Genomic DNA, 16,827 nt, shown 5'->3' with positions numbered 1-16,827 from the left:
AGAGATTAATTTTTTTATTTTTTTATTTTTTACTTTTATTTTCTTCAAATATTTTGTAAATCTCTTTATGAGTAAATAAAAGATAGAAGCATAAAGAATAAATGAAAATTTGAAAATATAAATTTATATGAATGTTGTAGAAAATCTTCAAAATTATTAAGTTTAATACGATCATATTAGCAGTTATAAAGAATATGAATAAGATAATATTATTAAATTTCTTTTTGTATTTTATATGTAAAAATATTATAAAAAGTTCAAGAAAAATAAATATTAGATAAGTTACTATAAAGAATAATGCAATATAGCCAATGTTATAAAACATATTATTTGAATACCAATTTATTGTTATTAAAGAACTTATATTTAAATTATCTGCTAATGATTGGAAACCTATTATGCTAAAAAATGGTATTGAGAATACTAATACGGATATAGGTATGATTATTATTCCGAGTAAGAACGTTACAATTATAAAGTTCAATAAGTACTCTTTGTTTACTTTTTTCATAATGAATTTAATTCCTTTTATGTATATAATATTTAATAATAAAAAATTTTAACATTTATAATTGGAGGATAAAAGTCATATGAAGAATTTAAAAAGTTTTTTTATTAAAAATACTTTGGTACTAACATCTACTGCATTATTATTTTCTAGTTTTGAACCTGTAGTTCATGCTGCAGAAAATAAGGAAGTTGTTAAAACAGTAGAAAATGATAATGTAGAATTCAATGAATTGTTAGAAGGACAAGAATATATTTGGGAAGTTTTATCTAGAGATGATGAAGGATTTAAAATGTTTCTAGATGAGCAAAGAGCTTTTAATCCTAATTTTGATAATGATGTTTTACTAGCAAAACAAGAAGGTGCTTTAAATTCTTCAGTATTTGCTAATAATTCTATGACTTTAAACTCAAATAAGCCTACTCCTAGAGGTCCTATCGGTGCAACTTTAAAAGCTATTAAGGCTCTATCACCTTCTTTGAGACATGGTGGAACTGCTATATCTTGGATCATTAAACCATTAAGTAGAAAACATGCTGTTCTAGTAAAAAAATATTCAAGAAAGATGTCTAATGCAATTGATAGGTTAGATAAGTCTACGAAATCAGCTGTTGAAAATGCTTTTGTTAAAGCAGGTATACCAAGAAGTGATGCGAAAACTTTAACTTATATTGTATTTTTAGTTATTTAGATATTGAGCTGACTTGCCCTAAGATTTTATAAAATCTTAGGGCAAGTTTTTTTTTCTTATCTTGATAAAGTAGTATTTTCAATTTGTGATTGGGGTGATGATTTTCTAGATACAGTTAAAATTAATAATCATAGATAATGAGAGAACCTACAATTATCATAAGTTTTCACCTAAAAAAGATATATTAAAGTTTTACAAATCTTTAATGCACCTTTTAGAGTGTTTTTAAATCTATTCTTTAATAGACTATAATATTCACTATTTATTACACCGTTTTTTCTTTAGATTAATGAATTTAGGTGATGATTTTGAACTGCGTTTCTTCTTTTGTCTTGATACTATAAAAAACGAAGTTATATAACATAAGACGACTTATCGGAAGTAGATATGCTTGTATATTCACAGATGGTATAATAATAGAGTCGCCTATCTCTCAGGCGTCAATTGACGAAGAGAGGAGGTGCATTACTTTGCTAATCATTTTCGTTCACATCATAGCACCAGTCATCAGTGGCTGTGCTGTTGCGTATTATACTTATTGGCTTAGTAAACGCAACAAATAATTAATAGGCGACTTTATAAGCCAGCATCGAAAAAATCCCCACACTACTGCAATAGTGTGGGGATTGGTGCATTAATTGTTAATCATTTTCGTTATATAGATTATAACACTGGTTAGTAAAGAAATGCAAAGTGATATGTACAGTATCAGTTACAAGGTATCGTTTCAATATTTTGACGCTAATTGTCAATAATTTAAAGGATAATTTATGAATGTTATGTATTGAGAGTTTATCCTTTTTTTATATAGATTGTCATTAGAACGTGCATTAAATTTAGAATAAATAATACAAAGATCAAAATTCATGAAATCAAATTTTTAATAACTTCATTAAGCTTCGTATCAATATACTTATCCTTATGTATGACTAAATAGAAATAACGTTTGATGTCTAAGTTTGTTACTTCTAGCTTTTCTAAATCATAAGGTGTTAATGTTGATTTAGAAACAATAGAAAAGCCTTTATCAGCGTGGACCATATTTTTAATTAGATTTGTGTTGTTAATTTCTACTAAATAAGAGGATGAAGTCATTTGTGATAACGCATTTTCCTGATAGACTCTTGTCCCTGATCCACGTTCTCTGATAAAACATATTGACTTATTTGAAGATGATGATTTTTTACGAATTAATACTATTTCATCTTGAGCAATACGTCTACTGTGTATAATATTACTTTGAACCTCTTTTTCGATTATACCTAAATCGATAGTGTTATTCTTAATATGTTGTAATACTGTATCAGAATTATTTAAATACACATGAATGTATAATTCAGGATAATTTTTGGCTAAATCAGCAAGATGTTGTGACAATCGATATTCGCCATAAGTGTAACTACTCCCTATCGTTAAATCTCCTGAAATTATATCAGGTTGCATTTTCAAATCGTGTCTTAAGTTTTGTTCTAATCGCTCACGTTGTAAAGCATATTGAAATAGTTTCTCCCCATCACTTGTTAAAGACATTTTAGAATGTCTAAATTCGAAAATTTTTACATCGTATTCCAGTTCTAATCGTTTAATATCGCGACTTATTGATGGCTGTGAAGTATATAAATTTTCTGCAGCTTTAGTAAAACTTTGCGTTTTAACTACTTCAGTTAGAACTTTTAATGAATCCATTAACTAGGTCTCCTGACATTTGAATACCTCTATTATAACAAAAATGTTATGAGTAATATACTTAATATTTATTTTACGTTATAACTATGCGATGCTAAGCTTTTGATAAAGGAGGAGTTAAAAAGTGAAGTCCTTAAAAAGCAAAGCCTTTATTTATGGTTTATTATTCACATTTATCATCGCAGTTATAAGTTTATTAGGCTCAAAGTTACCATTTTTAGATAAGATAGGTGCTTTAACAATTGCTATACTGATTGCGATTCTATATAGACATTTTAAGGGTTACCCTGAAGCATATCGTTCAGGAATCGCATTTTCGTCTAAACGGTTACTGAAATTAGCTATTATATTATATGGATTAAAGTTAAATATTTATGATGTAATTGGAAAAGGTAGCGATTTGGTATTAATCGATATTGGAGTCATCCTTTTTAGTATCGGATTAATGTTGTTACTAAATAAATATATTAAAGGAGATAAAAACCTCATCCTATTATTAGGTATTGGCACTGGGGTGTGTGGCGCGGCAGCTATTGCAGCAGTATCTCCAATATTAAAATCTAGAGAAAAAGATTCTGCGATTAGTATTGGTATTGTCGCACTTATTGGCACTATATTTTCGCTTGCATATACTGTAATATATTCTATTTTTACAATATCTCCTGAAGTATTTGGGGTCTGGTCAGGTACAAGTTTACATGAAATTGCACATGTAATTCTTGCTTCAGACTTCTCAGGCCAAGAGGCTTTGAGTATGGGACTGTTAGGAAAACTGGGACGTGTGTTTTTATTAATACCTCTGAGTATTATTTTAATTTTAATTATGAGAAAAAAATCGCATAGTGAGAATGAAAAAAAGCGTATTGATGTACCTTACTTTTTACTTGGTTTTGTCATGATGGCATTATTCCATACTTATGTATCCTTGCCACACATGGTTATGCAAATTATAGATAATATCACTACTATATGCTTATTGATGGCAATGGTTGCATTAGGGTTAAATGTTTCATTTAAAGACTTAAAAGATCGTGCTTTCAAACCATTAATAGCTGTCATTATTGTATCTATTTGTTTATCAACTGTGACATTTATTGTTGCTAAGTACTTTTATAGTTAGACTATAAGTATATTAAAAAATTGATATAGATTCTCACAAACAAACACAACACATTGAAGGCATTCCATATTACTACGGTCAAAAAAAAGATCAGCCTTTTTCTTACTAGGCCTATTCTTCTTTATTATTACTGACATATCAAGCTTTACAATGCATATTCCGACTTACCTTGACAGTTTAATTATAGTAAATTTCAATATTTCTATTAACTATGGAACAATATAATTTAGGGTACACCCTAATCACACAAAATAAGTTGTTTGTCACTTTGCTTGACATATGAGAATTATTTAACCTTATAAATGAGAAAAAAGCAACGCACTTTAAATAAGATACGTTACTTTTTCGATTGATGAATACCTAGAATTAAACTATTCATCTATTATTTATGATTTTTTGTATATACAATATTTCTAGTTTGTTAAAGAGAATTAAGAAAATAAATCTCGAAAATAATAGAGGGAAAATCAGTTTTTGATATCAAAATTATAGATGTCAACGATAATACAAACTATAAGATGATATCAGTATTTATTATGCATTTAGAATATTAAAATTCCTTCATTACACTCTTGGCGGTTTCACTTATCAACTTATCATTTGGCTTATCACTTTTATTGTCTTTATTCGTAAAAATGACTAAAACAATAGGTTCAGATTGGCCCTTAGGATAAACAAAAGCAACATCATTTCTAGAAGCATATGTTATTGCTTGACCACTTTTATCAGCCACCTTACAGTCTTTTGAAACACCATCTTTAATTAAAGTATCTCCGCTTTTATTATTTAACATTAAATCAAGTAAGAATTTTTTGTTTTCTTTGCTTAATTTTCCATTTGCGATAAGTTTATTTAAAGTCTTACCGAAAGCAGCAGGTGTTGAAGTATCTTTTTTGCTCTTTGGTGAATAGTAATTTAATTCTATCTCATATCTAACTGGATTTGTTACTTTATCTCCTAGTTCTTTTAGACGTTGTTTAACTTTTTTGATCCCACCGATTTCTTTTATAATTTTATTGTTTGCTGTATTATCACTATATGTCATTGAAGCCTCAATAAGTTCTTTTAAAGTGATATCTTTTCCTACATATTTTTCTAAAATAGGAGAATAAGCAACTATATCATCTTTGTTAATATGTATTTTTTTATTTAACTTATTATAAGGTATTTGTTCTAACAAAATAGCACTATTTATCGCTTTTGAAGTCGAAGCATAGGCAAATCTCTTATCTGAATTAAATTTTACTTCCTTACCACTTTTAGTATCTAAAGCATAAACACCAATATGAGCATTATATTTTTTTTCTAAATCATTTAACTTTTTGGCATGTGGACTGTTTGAATTACATGCACTTAAAACTAAAGAAATTGCAATTAAAAATATTAACTTTTTCAAAATAAACCCTCCAATATTACAATTGTAATTTTTATAAATAAATAATATTACAATTGTAATATCGGTGTCAATTGTTTATTATAAATATTTGAAAGAAGGTGTCAAAATGGCTAAATTACTAATAACGAGCGTAGTAAGCTTTTGTTTTATATTTCTATTGTTAGTATTTTTTAAGTACATATTAAAACGCTATTTTAATTATAGTTTAAATTATAAAGTTTGGTATCTAACTGTGCTTGCTGGATTAATTCCTTTTATCCCAATTAAATTCTCTTTTATAAAATTGAATAATGTGAATAATCAAGCGCCCACAGTTGAAAGTAAGTCACACGACTTGAACCATAACATAAATACCACCAAACCTGTTCAAGAGTTCACAACAGATATCCATAAGTTTAATTGGGATTCAATTGATAATATCTGCACAGTTGTTTGGATAGTTTTAGTTATTATTTTAAGTTTTAAATTTTTGAAATCATTATTATATCTTAAATATTTAAAGAAACAGTCACTTTATCTAAACGAAAATGAAAAAAATAAAATAGATACGATACTTTTCAACCATCAATATAAAAAAAATATTGTGATTCGAAAAGCAGAGACTATTCAATCTCCAATAACTTTTTGGTATGGGAAATATATTATTTTGATTCCTAGTTCATATTTTAAAAGTGTAATTGATAAAAGACTAAAATATATAATACTGCATGAATATGCTCATGCTAAAAATAGAGATACTTTACATTTAATTATCTTTAATATCTTCTCTATTGTTATGAGTTACAATCCATTAATACATATTGTAAAAAGAAAGATAATTCATGACAATGAAGTAGAAGCCGATAGATTTGTTCTTAATAATATTAACAAAAATGAATTTAAAACTTATGCGGAATCTATTATGGACTCCGTATTAAATATTCCATTTTTTAATAAAAATATATTAAGCCATTCATTTAATGGTAAAAAGTCATTACTCAAAAGAAGATTAATTAATATAAAAGAAGCCAATTTGAAAAAACAGTCCAAATTAATTCCAATTTTTATTTGTATTTTTACTTTTTTGCTCATGGTAATTCAAAGCCAGTTTTTGATGGGGCAATCCATAACTGATTATAATTATAAAAAGCCCTTACAGAACGATCACCAAATTTTAGATGAAAGTAAAAATTTTGGTTCAAATAGTGGATCTTTCGTCATGTACAGCATGAAGAAAGACAAATACTATATTTATAATGAAAAAGAAAGTAGAAAAAGATATTCTCCTGATTCAACTTATAAAATTTATTTAGCGATGTTTGGACTTGACCATCATATCATAAGTGATAAAAATTCACGTATGTCATGGAATCATAAACATTATCCTTTCGAGTCTTGGAATAAGGAACAAGATTTAAATACAGCAATGCAAAATTCAGTTAATTGGTACTTCGAACGTATTAGTAATCAAATACCAAAGAACTATACTGCGGCTCAACTCAAGCAATTAAATTATGGTAATGAAAACTTGGGAAGTTATAAAAGCTATTGGATGGAAGATAGTTTGAAAATATCTAATCTTGAACAAGTAATAGTTTTTAAAAATATGATGGAACAAAATAACCATTTTAGTAAAAAAGCAAAGAATCAATTATCTTCTTCATTATTGATTAAGAAAAATGAAAAGTATGAACTGTATGGGAAAACAGGTACAGGTATAGTAAACGGGAAGTATAATAATGGGTGGTTTGTAGGTTACGTAATTACAAATCATGATAAGTATTATTTTGCTACACATTTATCAGATGGAAAGCCGTCTGGGAAAAATGCTGAATTAATCAGTGAAAAAATATTAAAAGAAATGGGTGTTTTAAATGGCCAATAAGCAAGTTGAAATATCTATGGCTGAATGGGATGTTATGAATATAATATGGGATAAAAAATCAGTATCAGCTAATGAAATTGTAGTTGAAATTCAAAAATATAAAGAAGTTAGCGATAAAACGATTAGAACATTAATCACAAGACTATATAAAAAAGAGATTATAAAACGATACAAATCAGAGAATATTTATTTTTACTCATCAAATATTAAAGAAGACGATATTAAAATGAAAACTGCTAAAACCTTTCTTAATAAACTGTATGGAGGGGACATGAAAAGTTTAGTGCTGAATTTTGCGAAAAATGAAGAATTAAATAACAAAGAAATTGAAGAATTGCGAGACATTTTAAATGATATTAGTAAAAAGTAATTAGAGATATGTTTCAAACATAATACATATGTAAACTATGCTTGACTCTTATTAAATTAGTTTTGTTAATAACATTTAAAATATATTATTAAATATGAGAGTGTCCAGAAAATGGTTATTTTCTGGACACTCTCTTTTTATATCTAGATATATATCTATTATACATATTTTAGTGTTCAATAACCCAACAGAAAATCTATGTTCATAAATATGGTTAGAATTAAGTTATGATACAATGAAAATGTATATAGGAGGTTTGTATCTTGAAAATAGGTTATGCAAGAGTTTCAACTGGATTACAGAACTTGGATTTACAGGAAGATCAGTTAAATCAATATGGTTGTGAAAAGATATTTAATGATCATATGAGTGGTTCAAAAAGTAAGCGACCTGGTTTAGATAAAGCCATTGAATTTGCGAGGTCAGGAGATACGATTGTTGTTTGGAGACTAGATAGACTAGGACGTAACATGGAAGATTTAATCATATTAGTTAATGAACTTAATAATCGAGGCGTGAGTTTTCATAGTTTAGAAGAAAATATAACAATGGATAAATCAAGTTCTACAGGACAATTGTTATTTCATTTATTCGCAGCATTTGCAGAGTTTGAACGTAATTTAATTTTAGAACGTTCTTCAGCGGGACGAATTGCAGCTCGTGCTAGAGGACGCTATGGAGGTCGACCCGAAAAATTAAATAAACAAGATTTAAAATTACTCAAAACACTTTATGATAATGGAACACCAATTAAAACTATTGCAGAGCAATGGAAAGTTTCACGTACAACAATCTATCGTTATCTCAATAAGTTAAATAACCAAGAAAATAAAGATAAATAATATTACTAAATTTTAAGAAAGATAAAAATTAGACAGGATACACCCTAATCATACAAAATAAGTTGTTGAAATTATAACAATTAAAACGTATGATTAGGGTGTATATTAATTTTGGAGTGAAAATAAATGATTATAGGCTATGCGAGAGTATCTTCGATAGATCAAAATTTAGAAAGACAATTGGATAATTTAAAGAAGCTTGGTGTGGAGAAAATCTTTACAGAGAAACAGTCGGGAAAGTCAGTAGAAAATAGACCTGTATTTCAAGAAGCCCTCAATTTTGTCAGAATGGGAGACCGATTCGTTGTGGAATCTATTGATCGTTTAGGACGTAACTATGATGAAATTATTGAAACTGTGAATTATTTAAAAGAAAAAGACGTTCAGTTAATGATTACCAGCTTACCTATGATGAATGAAGTGATTGGCAATCCATTATTAGATAAATTTATGAAAGATCTAATCATTCAAATATTAGCAATGGTTTCAGAACAAGAGAGAAATGAAAGTAAACGTCGACAAGCTCAAGGTATTCAAGTCGCAAAAGACAAAGGTATATATAAAGGACGTCCTTTACTCTATTCACCGAATGCGAAAGATCCTCAAAAACGTGTTATCTATCATCGAGTTGTCGAAATGTTAGAAGAAGGACAAGCAATTAGTAAGATTGCGAAAGAAGTTAATATTACAAGACAGACAGTTTATAGAATTAAAAATGATAAGGGATTATCTTGGTAAATGGATTGTCAATGCAAATGAGCGTTTCTCACAGCGTCCCAAAATACATGTTAATCATGTATTATGAGATTTTAATAATAAGACAGGAATAAGAGAGAGCGTTTTTGCCCTCTCTTTTTTTCTATATTTTTTCTCAATAACGAAGGTTAAAAAAGAAAAGTTTTAGTGACTATATAACATTTTCTAAAGGTAATTTCATACCTTTCCAACCTTCTAATGCTCCAGCTAATTCATAAGCTTCATAATTATTTTTGTATAACTCTAACAATGCTTCTTTTCCTAAAGTAGTTCCTCCAGTCCAATCGTAAACTACATATATCTTTTCTTTAGATAAGTCACTCAGTTGATTCTTAAGATCTTTAGCAGGAATTTCAATAGAACTCTTTATTTTGTCCTTTTTTACTTCCTTAGGTGCGTTTCTAACATCAATTACTACATATTTATTTTCATTACTTTCCATATCTCTAAGTACTTCATGGTGACTAATATAAAGACTTAAAAATGTTTCTAAAAATTCTACTTTGTTCATAAAAAATCATCCTTTTCCAAATTAATTTTAAGTTTATTTGCTAAATAGTAAAGCTGTTCCTTTTCGTCTTCACTGAAATTATCAAAAATACTTGAAACTATTTCATAATTGTATGGCAAAAAAGCTTTTAGTTTTTTTAGTCCCTTATCAGTTAATTGAACATAATTACTTCTTTTATCATTCGCTACTTTTATTCTAATAATCCATTCTCTTTTTTCTAATCCCTTCAAAACTCCAGTTATAGTAGATTTTTTACTCCCTATTTTCTGAGATAAATCAGAAGGCGATAAAATCATATCTTTTTCATAAGACAACAGCATCATTATCGTAAATTTACTTTCAGACAAATCGAATTTTTGGAAAAGATCATCATGATTCATTTTTATTTTCTTATAAGCTTTTTGAATTTCAAAATAAGTAAGTACCGAAGTAACATCTAAGTTAGTATATTCTTTCTTTAGACCTTTTAACTTTTCGGCTGAAGGACTGTCAAATAAGTAAAAATCTTCCAAAAAATCACTCCTTAAATAGTTAGGCGCCTAACTATTTATAAATATATCATTCTTCAATAACTTTTTAAAGTAATAAAAAAGAGACTTCCTTTTGAAAGGAAGTCTCTTAATCGTTTCAAAATTAAAATGTGTCGCAATAATGAAGATTATTAAGATACTATTTTTGGTTCTGTTGCAAAGTTGAATTTATAGTATAATTTTAACAAAAAGGAGTCTTCTGTATGAACTATTTCAGATATAAACAATTTAACAAGGATGTTATCACTGTAGCCGTTGGCTACTATCTAAGATATGCATTGAGTTATCGTGATATATCTGAAATATTAAGGGAACGTGGTGTAAACGTTCATCATTCAACGGTCTACCGTTGGGTTCAAGAATATGCCCCAATTTTGTATCAAATTTGGAAGAAAAAGCATAAAAAAGCTTATTACAAATGGCGTATTGATGAGACGTACATCAAAATAAAAGGAAAATGGAGCTATTTATATCGTGCCATTGATGCAGAGGGACATACATTAGATATTTGGTTGCGTAAGCAACGAGATAATCATTCAGCATATGCGTTTATCAAACGTCTCATTAAACAATTTGGTAAACCTCAAAAGGTAATTACAGATCAGGCACCTTCAACGAAGGTAGCAATGGCTAAAGTAATTAAAGCTTTTAAACTTAAACCTGACTGTCATTGTACATCGAAATATCTGAATAACCTCATTGAGCAAGATCACCGTCATATTAAAGTAAGAAAGACAAGATATCAAAGTATCAATACGGCAAAGAATACTTTAAAAGGTATTGAATGTATTTACGCTCTATATAAAAAGAACCGCAGGTCTCTTCAGATCTACGGATTTTCCCCATGCCACGAAATTAGCATCATGCTAGCAAGTTAAGCGAACACTGACATGATAAATTAGTGGTTAGCTATATTTTTTTACTTTGCAACAGAACCCTAATTTTTCTCCAACTTTACCGGTTAATTTATTCTCTTTATTTGATTTTTCAATTTCTGAATCATTTTTAGTAGTCTTTGATACACCTTTTTTATATTTTGGAATTATTCCTTTAGGTGCTTCCACTTCCTTGAGTGTCTTATCTTTTTGTGCTGTTCTAATTTCTTCAATTTCGCTGTCTTCCTGTATTTCGTCTATGCTATTGACCAAGCTATCATAGGATGTTTTTGTAACTTTTGAAGCTAATTCATTAAATAGTTCTAAAAATTTCTTTAAATCCTCTAGCATATCTTCTTCTGTGAATCCTTCATTCAAATCATAATATTTGAATCTTATTGATCCATGAGAATATCCTGATGGATAATCATTTTTTAAATCATAAGATGAATCTTTATTTTCTGCGTAATAAAATCTTCCAGTATTAAATTCATTTGATGTAATATATTTATTGAGTTCGGAAGATAAAGTTAATGCTCTTTGTTTTGCAGCATTTTTATCCCGCGGAAACATATCACTTATCTTTGACCATCCTTGATTCAAAGATAAGTATATGCCTTCTCCTTCCGGATGAAAAAGATATACCAAATAATATCCATCCTTTGTTTCTTTTGTTATATTCTCATCATATATTGAAATCCAAGGAACTTTACTATAGTTCCCAGTAGCAACCTTCCCTACAACTGAATATTTATCTTCTTTTATATGCACTTTTAACTGCTTGGGTAACTTATCATGGACTAAAGTTTTATATAGATCACCTTTATCCCAATCAGATTTTTTAACTACATTATTGGTACGTTTCTCTTTAATTAATTTAAGGACCTGCATAAAGTTGTCTATCATTTGAAATTCCCTCCTATTATAAAATATATTATGTCTCATTTTCTTCAATATGTACTTATTTATATTTTACCGTAATTTACTATATTTAGTTGCAGAAAGAATTTTCCCAAAGCTAGAACTTTGCTTCACTATAAGTATTCAGTATAAAGAATATTTCGCTATTATTTACTTGAAATGAAAGACTGCGGAGGCTAACTATGTCAAAAATCATGAACCTCATTACTTATGATAAGCTTCTTAAAAACATAACAGCAATTCACATAAACCTCATATGTTCTGATACATTCAAAATCCCTTTATGAAGCGGCTGAAAAAACCGCATCATTTATGATATGCTTCTCCACGCATAATCTTAAACGCTCTATACACTTGCTCAATTAACACAACCCGCATCATTTGATGTGGGAATGTCATTTTGCTGAATGATAGTGCGTAGTTACTACGTTGTAAGACGTCCTTGTGCAGGCCGTTTGATCCGCCAATGACGAATACAAAGTCGCTTTGCCCTTGGGTCATGCGTTGGTTCAATTCTTGTGCCAATCCTTCGGAAGATAGCATCTTTCCTTGTATTTCTAATGTAATGACTGTTGATTGTGGTTTGATTTTGGCTAGTATTCGTTGGCCTTCTTTTTCTTTTACTTGCTCAATTTCTTTGTCGCTCATATTTTCTGGTGCTTTTTCGTCTGGAACTTCTATGATGTCTATCTTGGTGTATGGGCCTAAACGTTTTTCATATTCTGCTATGGCTTGCTTCCAATATTTCTCTTTTAGTTTCCCTACAGCTAAAATGGTGATTTTCATGTCGTTTGGTCCTCCAAATTGTTATCAACTTTCCAGTTATCCACAAGTTATTAACTTGTTCACACTGTTCCCTCTTATTATACCAATATTTTTTGCAGTTTTTGATATTTTCCTGACATTTATGCCCATTTTTTAGTGTATAACCTGTGTATTTGTGGATAACTCTGTGGGCATTGTGGGTATTTCTCTTTAAATTGTACACAATTCTGGATAACTATCCCCATTTCTGTGGATAAATACCTTGATGTCTTATTACTTATCCCCGTTTTTATATCCCATATTTATCAACGGTTATAGCTTTTTTCCATAAAAAAACACTACCGTACCTCTTATTTAAGAAATACAGTAGTATTGTTTTCAATATATTTTAGCTAGCTTTTCTACGTCGTACAGTCGCGATTAAACCTATACCTGCTACTAATACAAACATCGTTGCTGGGTTTGAACTTTGATTAGTTCCAGTTTTTGGTAACTGTTTCTCATGCGCGCTATCTTTAGGTGCTGACATGCTAGCCAATTGTTTCCCACTCTTGCTTGATACAGCATTCCCTTCCAATGCGCGATCAGAACCTTCTCTACCACTACTAACTGTTCCTCTATGCGCTGGTAACAACACAACTTTACCTGAAGCTGGTTGTTTCGCTGGATTCATCACTTTGTCTTTATCAATTGGTTGTGTATCTTTACCAGACTCACTACCTTTGCTACCTTGTTGTCCTTTAGCTGGTTGTTCACTTACTGCTGGTTTACCTAATAACATACGTTGTGGTTCTGTCGTATCATACTTAGCTAAGTTAGCTGTTTTTAAATAACTTGCTAGTACTTGATCTAATGAAATACCTTCTTCTCTAGGCCCACCGAACATACTATATCCGTCGCCACCTGATGCTGTGAAGTCATTCATCGTTACGTGATATACACGTTTTAAATCAATATTTTCAAACTTACCTATCTCTTTATTTAAAATTTGAATAGCATTAATTCGTTTGCCAGACGGTTTATTCATATCATAGTAAACACGGATTGAATCAGAGATATGTAGTAAACCGCCATTCGCTGTTAATACTGTCTTACCATCTTTTTGTGTTGTTGGTGCGCCTAAACTATGTTCGAAAGCTGTCCAGACGTCTGAACCTTTTACATCAATTTGCGCAATCGTATTTCCAAATGGTAATACTGAGATTAAATCATAGCGTGTCACCTTACCTTTTGCGATAGAGGCACGAATACCTCCACCATTTGTCACGGCAAAGTCAGTCTTTTTAGAGAAATTCTTAACGCCATATGCTTCCATAGCATCTGCAATCGCGTTTCCTAAATTTGTTTCACGCGTTCTAACGTCATCTCTTTCTCCTTTGAAATCAATCGTATTATTTGGAATAATAACCTCTGCTGTTTGTGCTCTAAATGTTTGATCAGCTTGATTAATTTGTTCAGCTAATGCTTTGTTCGGTGTTACATTTTCAACGTCTTTAACGTTAATCAATGACGGCTTAATATTCGATACCGCTCCATTGCGGTAATTAAATGTAATCTTACCGATATTCGCAAGTGCTGTACCTGTTTGTGCTAATGCATCATTGTTATAAATTTGACCATTTTGAAGTACGGTATGTGAATGACCATCAATGACTGTAATACGTTTCTTCAATTGTGGATTTTGACTTAATTGTTTCACTAAGTAATCACCACGCCATGTTTCTTGTGTTGATGGATCAATCCCTAAATGTGATATAACAACAAATGTATCTACGTCTTTATAAATACGCATCATTTCTGCTGTCACACTTTGTAATGGATCTCTAAATTCAACACCTTTAATGCCTTCAGGTCTTGTTTTCGTCTTTGTTTCTGGTGTCGTTACGCCAATAATTCCATAACGAATACCATTTTTCGTTACAATCGTTGATGGTTTAAATGCGCGTTTTCCATCTTTATAAACGTTAGTACTTAGCATCGGGAAGTCTAACATACCCTCTAACTTTTTCAACTGATCGTATCCAAAGTCAAATTCGTGGTTACCGACTGCCATAGCATCATAACCTACTGCATTCATTGCTTTAGCCATTTCTTCACCTTTAGACTGGTTTGAAAGTGGTAAACCTTGGAATGCGTCTCCTGCGTCTAACATTAAATCAGGCTTTTCTTGTTCTTTTACTGTTTTTAATTTAGCCATACCGATGACACGCCCTTTTTCTTCGGCTAGTCGGCCATGGATATCATTTGTATGTAATATTTTATGTGTTGTTGTTTGTGGTGCATTGGTAGCAAACATTCGTGGTGAAAGTGATGCTGTTTCAGCATTTGATAATTTGAATGTTGCTGTGCGAGTTGGTTTTTGTGTTGAGGCTTGTTGTGTATCTACATCACGCGTTTCGTTTACTGTTGTTGAAGCTGCTGTAGATGGTGCGTTGGAAGTTACTTTGTTGTTTGTATCATCAGCTGTTCCCTGCGCTGATGCTGATACGTTGGTTGCCGCTTCTTCACCATAATGATGAGCCGCTTCCTTTGTTGGCGTTACTTGTTGCTTATCTGTTATTGCTTTGTCTATCGTTGTTACTGCATGTGCTTTCATTGGTGTATGCTGCTCTGCCGCGTTCGAGACATGCCATAATCCCATCACACTAAAAAGCAAAACGAGCCATACACTTGTTTTAAGTAGTAAAGCTTTCATTTCGTTCCCTCCATTAACTGTCATACACCAATATATTATCATAATCCTTATATTAAAATGATTGATTTTATGTAAATTATTTATAAATTACATTTAATATCGAATTATTTTTTACATTTCAACTAGAACCTTAATTTCAACAACAGCCATTTCCCACCAACAACATAAAAAAGCACCCGATAAAGTCGTCTCACAGCAGTGCGGAACTTTATAGGGTGACTCTCATTTATATTGTATATATTGGCGTTGGAATAGCTTTATCCGTATCACATAGCAATACTTCTTTTTCCGTATCAATATCGTGTTCGTTCAATACTTGGCCAACACTCATACGCGCCAAATCTTTCATGTTATTATCTTGTGATAAATGCGATAAGTAAATACGTTTCGTGTTACCTGTAATCACGTCTGTCATCGCATGACCCGCATCCTCATTAGATACATGACCCATATCGCCTAAAATACGTTGTTTCGTCTTCCATGGATAACGACACATTCTCAACATATCGACGTCATGATTACTCTCAAAAATAAACGCATCGCTGCCACGTATCATACCTTTCATACGATCAGACACGTAACCCGTATCTGTCAAAATCGTAAACTTCTTATAGTTATTATGGAAAATATAAAATTGCGGATCTATTGCATCATGTGACACATTAAACGATTCAACATCGAAACCTGCAATAGATTTTGTTTCATAAGGATTAAAAATGAATTTCTGATCCATAGGGATGCGACTATCTTTCTTTTCAATTGCCTGCCAAGTCTTTTCATTCGCATAAATTGGCAATTGATATTTACGCGCCAAAACACCTAATCCTTTAATATGATCAATATGTTCATGGGTTACTAAAATACCATTTAAATCTTGAATATTACGGTCAATTTGACTAAACAATTCTTCCATTTTCTTGCCAGTCAAACCAACATCAACTAATAGACTACCTTTTTCATTTTCTACAAAAGTGGCGTTACCTGTACTACCACTTGCTAATACACTCATGCGTATCAAGCGGCTCATCCTTTCTATTTAAGCAGTCAATCTCTCTATATGACTGCAATATACATCAGTGCAAATATACGATTTTCCCTACAGAAACTATCAGTATATTAGCTGTTTTGTATACCTTTCCTATTATGTAACTTTAGTTCATCGACCGGTCTCTTATAATTAAATTTTGATAATCACGTGCAATGAATGTCCTAATTATTATAACAATGATTAGGCAAATACTAAAGTTTTTAAAATAACAGTTACACTAATTTTACAATGCGGTTCTACTTAATATAT

15 protein-coding genes and 1 pseudogene are annotated in these 16,827 nt (G+C 30.4%); 8 read left to right on the top strand and 8 right to left on the bottom strand.

Going from position 1 to position 16,827, the window contains the following annotated elements; all coding sequences use genetic code 11:
* Positions 1-590 precede the first annotated feature (590 nt).
* Positions 591-1,199 (top strand): hypothetical protein, encoded by a 609-nt coding sequence (locus ACXQH5_RS10070; RefSeq protein ID WP_000793183.1) that lies wholly within the window; start codon positions 591-593, stop codon positions 1,197-1,199.
* 470 nt (positions 1,200-1,669) lie between these two features.
* Positions 1,670-1,762 carry a type I toxin-antitoxin system Fst family toxin gene (locus ACXQH5_RS10065; RefSeq protein ID WP_001791613.1) on the top strand — a complete coding sequence of 31 codons (93 nt, stop codon included), beginning with the start codon at positions 1,670-1,672 and terminating at the stop codon, positions 1,760-1,762.
* 301 nt (positions 1,763-2,063) lie between these two features.
* Here the strand turns inward: ACXQH5_RS10065 and ACXQH5_RS10060 are convergent, their stop codons facing one another.
* Positions 2,064-2,885, bottom strand: coding sequence for a LysR family transcriptional regulator (locus tag ACXQH5_RS10060; protein WP_000377738.1), 822 nt, complete (start codon positions 2,883-2,885; stop codon positions 2,064-2,066).
* Between the two features lie 124 nt (positions 2,886-3,009).
* On the opposite strand from ACXQH5_RS10060, the gene ACXQH5_RS10055 reads away from it, so the two are divergent.
* Positions 3,010-4,005 (top strand): YeiH family protein, encoded by a 996-nt coding sequence (locus ACXQH5_RS10055; RefSeq protein WP_000838599.1) that lies wholly within the window; start codon positions 3,010-3,012, stop codon positions 4,003-4,005.
* A gap of 550 nt (positions 4,006-4,555) precedes the next feature.
* Here the strand turns inward: ACXQH5_RS10055 and blaZ are convergent.
* Positions 4,556-5,401, bottom strand: coding sequence for a penicillin-hydrolyzing class A beta-lactamase BlaZ (gene blaZ, locus ACXQH5_RS10050; protein WP_000733276.1), 846 nt, complete (start codon positions 5,399-5,401; stop codon positions 4,556-4,558).
* 106 nt (positions 5,402-5,507) lie between these two features.
* Here blaZ and blaR1 point away from each other — a divergent pair, with 106 nt between their 5' ends.
* The 4 genes from blaR1 to ACXQH5_RS10030 all read left to right on the top strand — a co-directional run bounded on the left by blaR1 (position 5,508) and on the right by ACXQH5_RS10030 (position 9,215).
* Positions 5,508-7,265: a beta-lactam sensor/signal transducer BlaR1 gene (blaR1, locus tag ACXQH5_RS10045; protein WP_001096396.1), complete on the top strand. Its 1,758-nt coding sequence runs from the start codon at positions 5,508-5,510 to the stop codon at positions 7,263-7,265.
* Positions 7,255-7,635 carry a penicillinase repressor BlaI gene (gene blaI / locus ACXQH5_RS10040; RefSeq protein ID WP_001284653.1) on the top strand — a complete coding sequence of 127 codons (381 nt, stop codon included), beginning with the start codon at positions 7,255-7,257 and terminating at the stop codon, positions 7,633-7,635. Before blaR1 ends, blaI begins: the two co-directional genes overlap by 11 nt.
* Positions 7,636-7,898: 263 nt before the next feature.
* Complete coding sequence (locus ACXQH5_RS10035) at positions 7,899-8,477, top strand: recombinase family protein (RefSeq protein WP_000690623.1); 579 nt, start codon at positions 7,899-7,901, stop codon at positions 8,475-8,477.
* Positions 8,478-8,603: 126 nt separating this feature from the next.
* Entirely contained in the window at positions 8,604-9,215 is a 612-nt protein-coding gene (locus tag ACXQH5_RS10030) for a recombinase family protein (protein ID WP_000583525.1), read from the top strand.
* Between the two features lie 169 nt (positions 9,216-9,384).
* Here the strand turns inward: ACXQH5_RS10030 and ACXQH5_RS10025 are convergent, their stop codons facing one another.
* Together ACXQH5_RS10025 and ACXQH5_RS10020 are read right to left on the bottom strand one after the other, a co-directional pair.
* Positions 9,385-9,744: a rhodanese-like domain-containing protein gene (locus ACXQH5_RS10025; RefSeq protein WP_001044921.1), complete on the bottom strand. Its 360-nt coding sequence runs from the start codon at positions 9,742-9,744 to the stop codon at positions 9,385-9,387.
* The gene (locus ACXQH5_RS10020; protein WP_000389384.1) at positions 9,741-10,256 is read right to left on the bottom strand and encodes a MarR family winged helix-turn-helix transcriptional regulator; all 516 of its coding nucleotides are present in this window, start codon (positions 10,254-10,256) and stop codon (positions 9,741-9,743) included. The genes ACXQH5_RS10025 and ACXQH5_RS10020 overlap by 4 nt, the downstream gene beginning before the upstream one ends.
* Before the next feature lie 221 nt (positions 10,257-10,477).
* Between ACXQH5_RS10020 and ACXQH5_RS10015 the strand changes: the two genes are divergently transcribed.
* Positions 10,478-11,152 (top strand): IS6-like element IS257 family transposase, encoded by a 675-nt coding sequence (locus ACXQH5_RS10015; RefSeq protein WP_001105987.1) that lies wholly within the window; start codon positions 10,478-10,480, stop codon positions 11,150-11,152.
* 60 nt (positions 11,153-11,212) lie between these two features.
* On the opposite strand, the pseudogene ACXQH5_RS10010 reads toward ACXQH5_RS10015, so the two are convergent.
* The 4 genes and pseudogenes from ACXQH5_RS10010 to ACXQH5_RS09995 all read right to left on the bottom strand — a co-directional run.
* Positions 11,213-12,055, bottom strand: a pseudogene (locus ACXQH5_RS10010) (MrcB family domain-containing protein); the annotation flags it as partial.
* Between the two features lie 321 nt (positions 12,056-12,376).
* A complete protein-coding gene (gene rlmH / locus ACXQH5_RS10005; RefSeq protein WP_000704775.1) occupies positions 12,377-12,856 on the bottom strand; it encodes a 23S rRNA (pseudouridine(1915)-N(3))-methyltransferase RlmH in 480 nt (159 codons plus the stop codon).
* A gap of 367 nt (positions 12,857-13,223) precedes the next feature.
* Positions 13,224-15,530 (bottom strand): LPXTG-anchored adenosine synthase AdsA, encoded by a 2,307-nt coding sequence (adsA, locus tag ACXQH5_RS10000; RefSeq protein WP_000645768.1) that lies wholly within the window; start codon positions 15,528-15,530, stop codon positions 13,224-13,226.
* Between the two features lie 226 nt (positions 15,531-15,756).
* Positions 15,757-16,557, bottom strand: a complete 801-nt coding sequence (locus ACXQH5_RS09995; RefSeq protein WP_000088649.1) for an MBL fold metallo-hydrolase — start codon at positions 16,555-16,557, stop codon at positions 15,757-15,759.
* Positions 16,558-16,827 lie beyond the last annotated feature (270 nt).

It is taken from the genome of Staphylococcus sp. SA22 (genome assembly GCF_054165785.1).
This window is presented reverse-complemented; position numbering and strand designations above follow the sequence as displayed.

Excerpts from the sequence above, each read along its gene's own strand:
- ACXQH5_RS10025 (WP_001044921.1), bottom strand. The coding sequence starts at position 9,744 with ATGAACAAAGTAGAATTTTTAGAAACATTTTTAAGTCTTTATATTAGT.
- ACXQH5_RS10060 (WP_000377738.1), bottom strand. The coding sequence starts at position 2,885 with ATGGATTCATTAAAAGTTCTAACTGAAGTAGTTAAAACGCAAAGTTTT.
- rlmH (WP_000704775.1), bottom strand. The coding sequence starts at position 12,856 with ATGAAAATCACCATTTTAGCTGTAGGGAAACTAAAAGAGAAATATTGG.
- ACXQH5_RS09995 (WP_000088649.1), bottom strand. The coding sequence starts at position 16,557 with ATGAGCCGCTTGATACGCATGAGTGTATTAGCAAGTGGTAGTACAGGT.
- blaI (WP_001284653.1), top strand. The coding sequence starts at position 7,255 with ATGGCCAATAAGCAAGTTGAAATATCTATGGCTGAATGGGATGTTATG.
- ACXQH5_RS10070 (WP_000793183.1), top strand. The coding sequence starts at position 591 with ATGAAGAATTTAAAAAGTTTTTTTATTAAAAATACTTTGGTACTAACA.
- ACXQH5_RS10015 (WP_001105987.1), top strand. The coding sequence starts at position 10,478 with ATGAACTATTTCAGATATAAACAATTTAACAAGGATGTTATCACTGTA.
- adsA (WP_000645768.1), bottom strand. The coding sequence starts at position 15,530 with ATGAAAGCTTTACTACTTAAAACAAGTGTATGGCTCGTTTTGCTTTTT.
- blaR1 (WP_001096396.1), top strand. The coding sequence starts at position 5,508 with ATGGCTAAATTACTAATAACGAGCGTAGTAAGCTTTTGTTTTATATTT.
- ACXQH5_RS10030 (WP_000583525.1), top strand. The coding sequence starts at position 8,604 with ATGATTATAGGCTATGCGAGAGTATCTTCGATAGATCAAAATTTAGAA.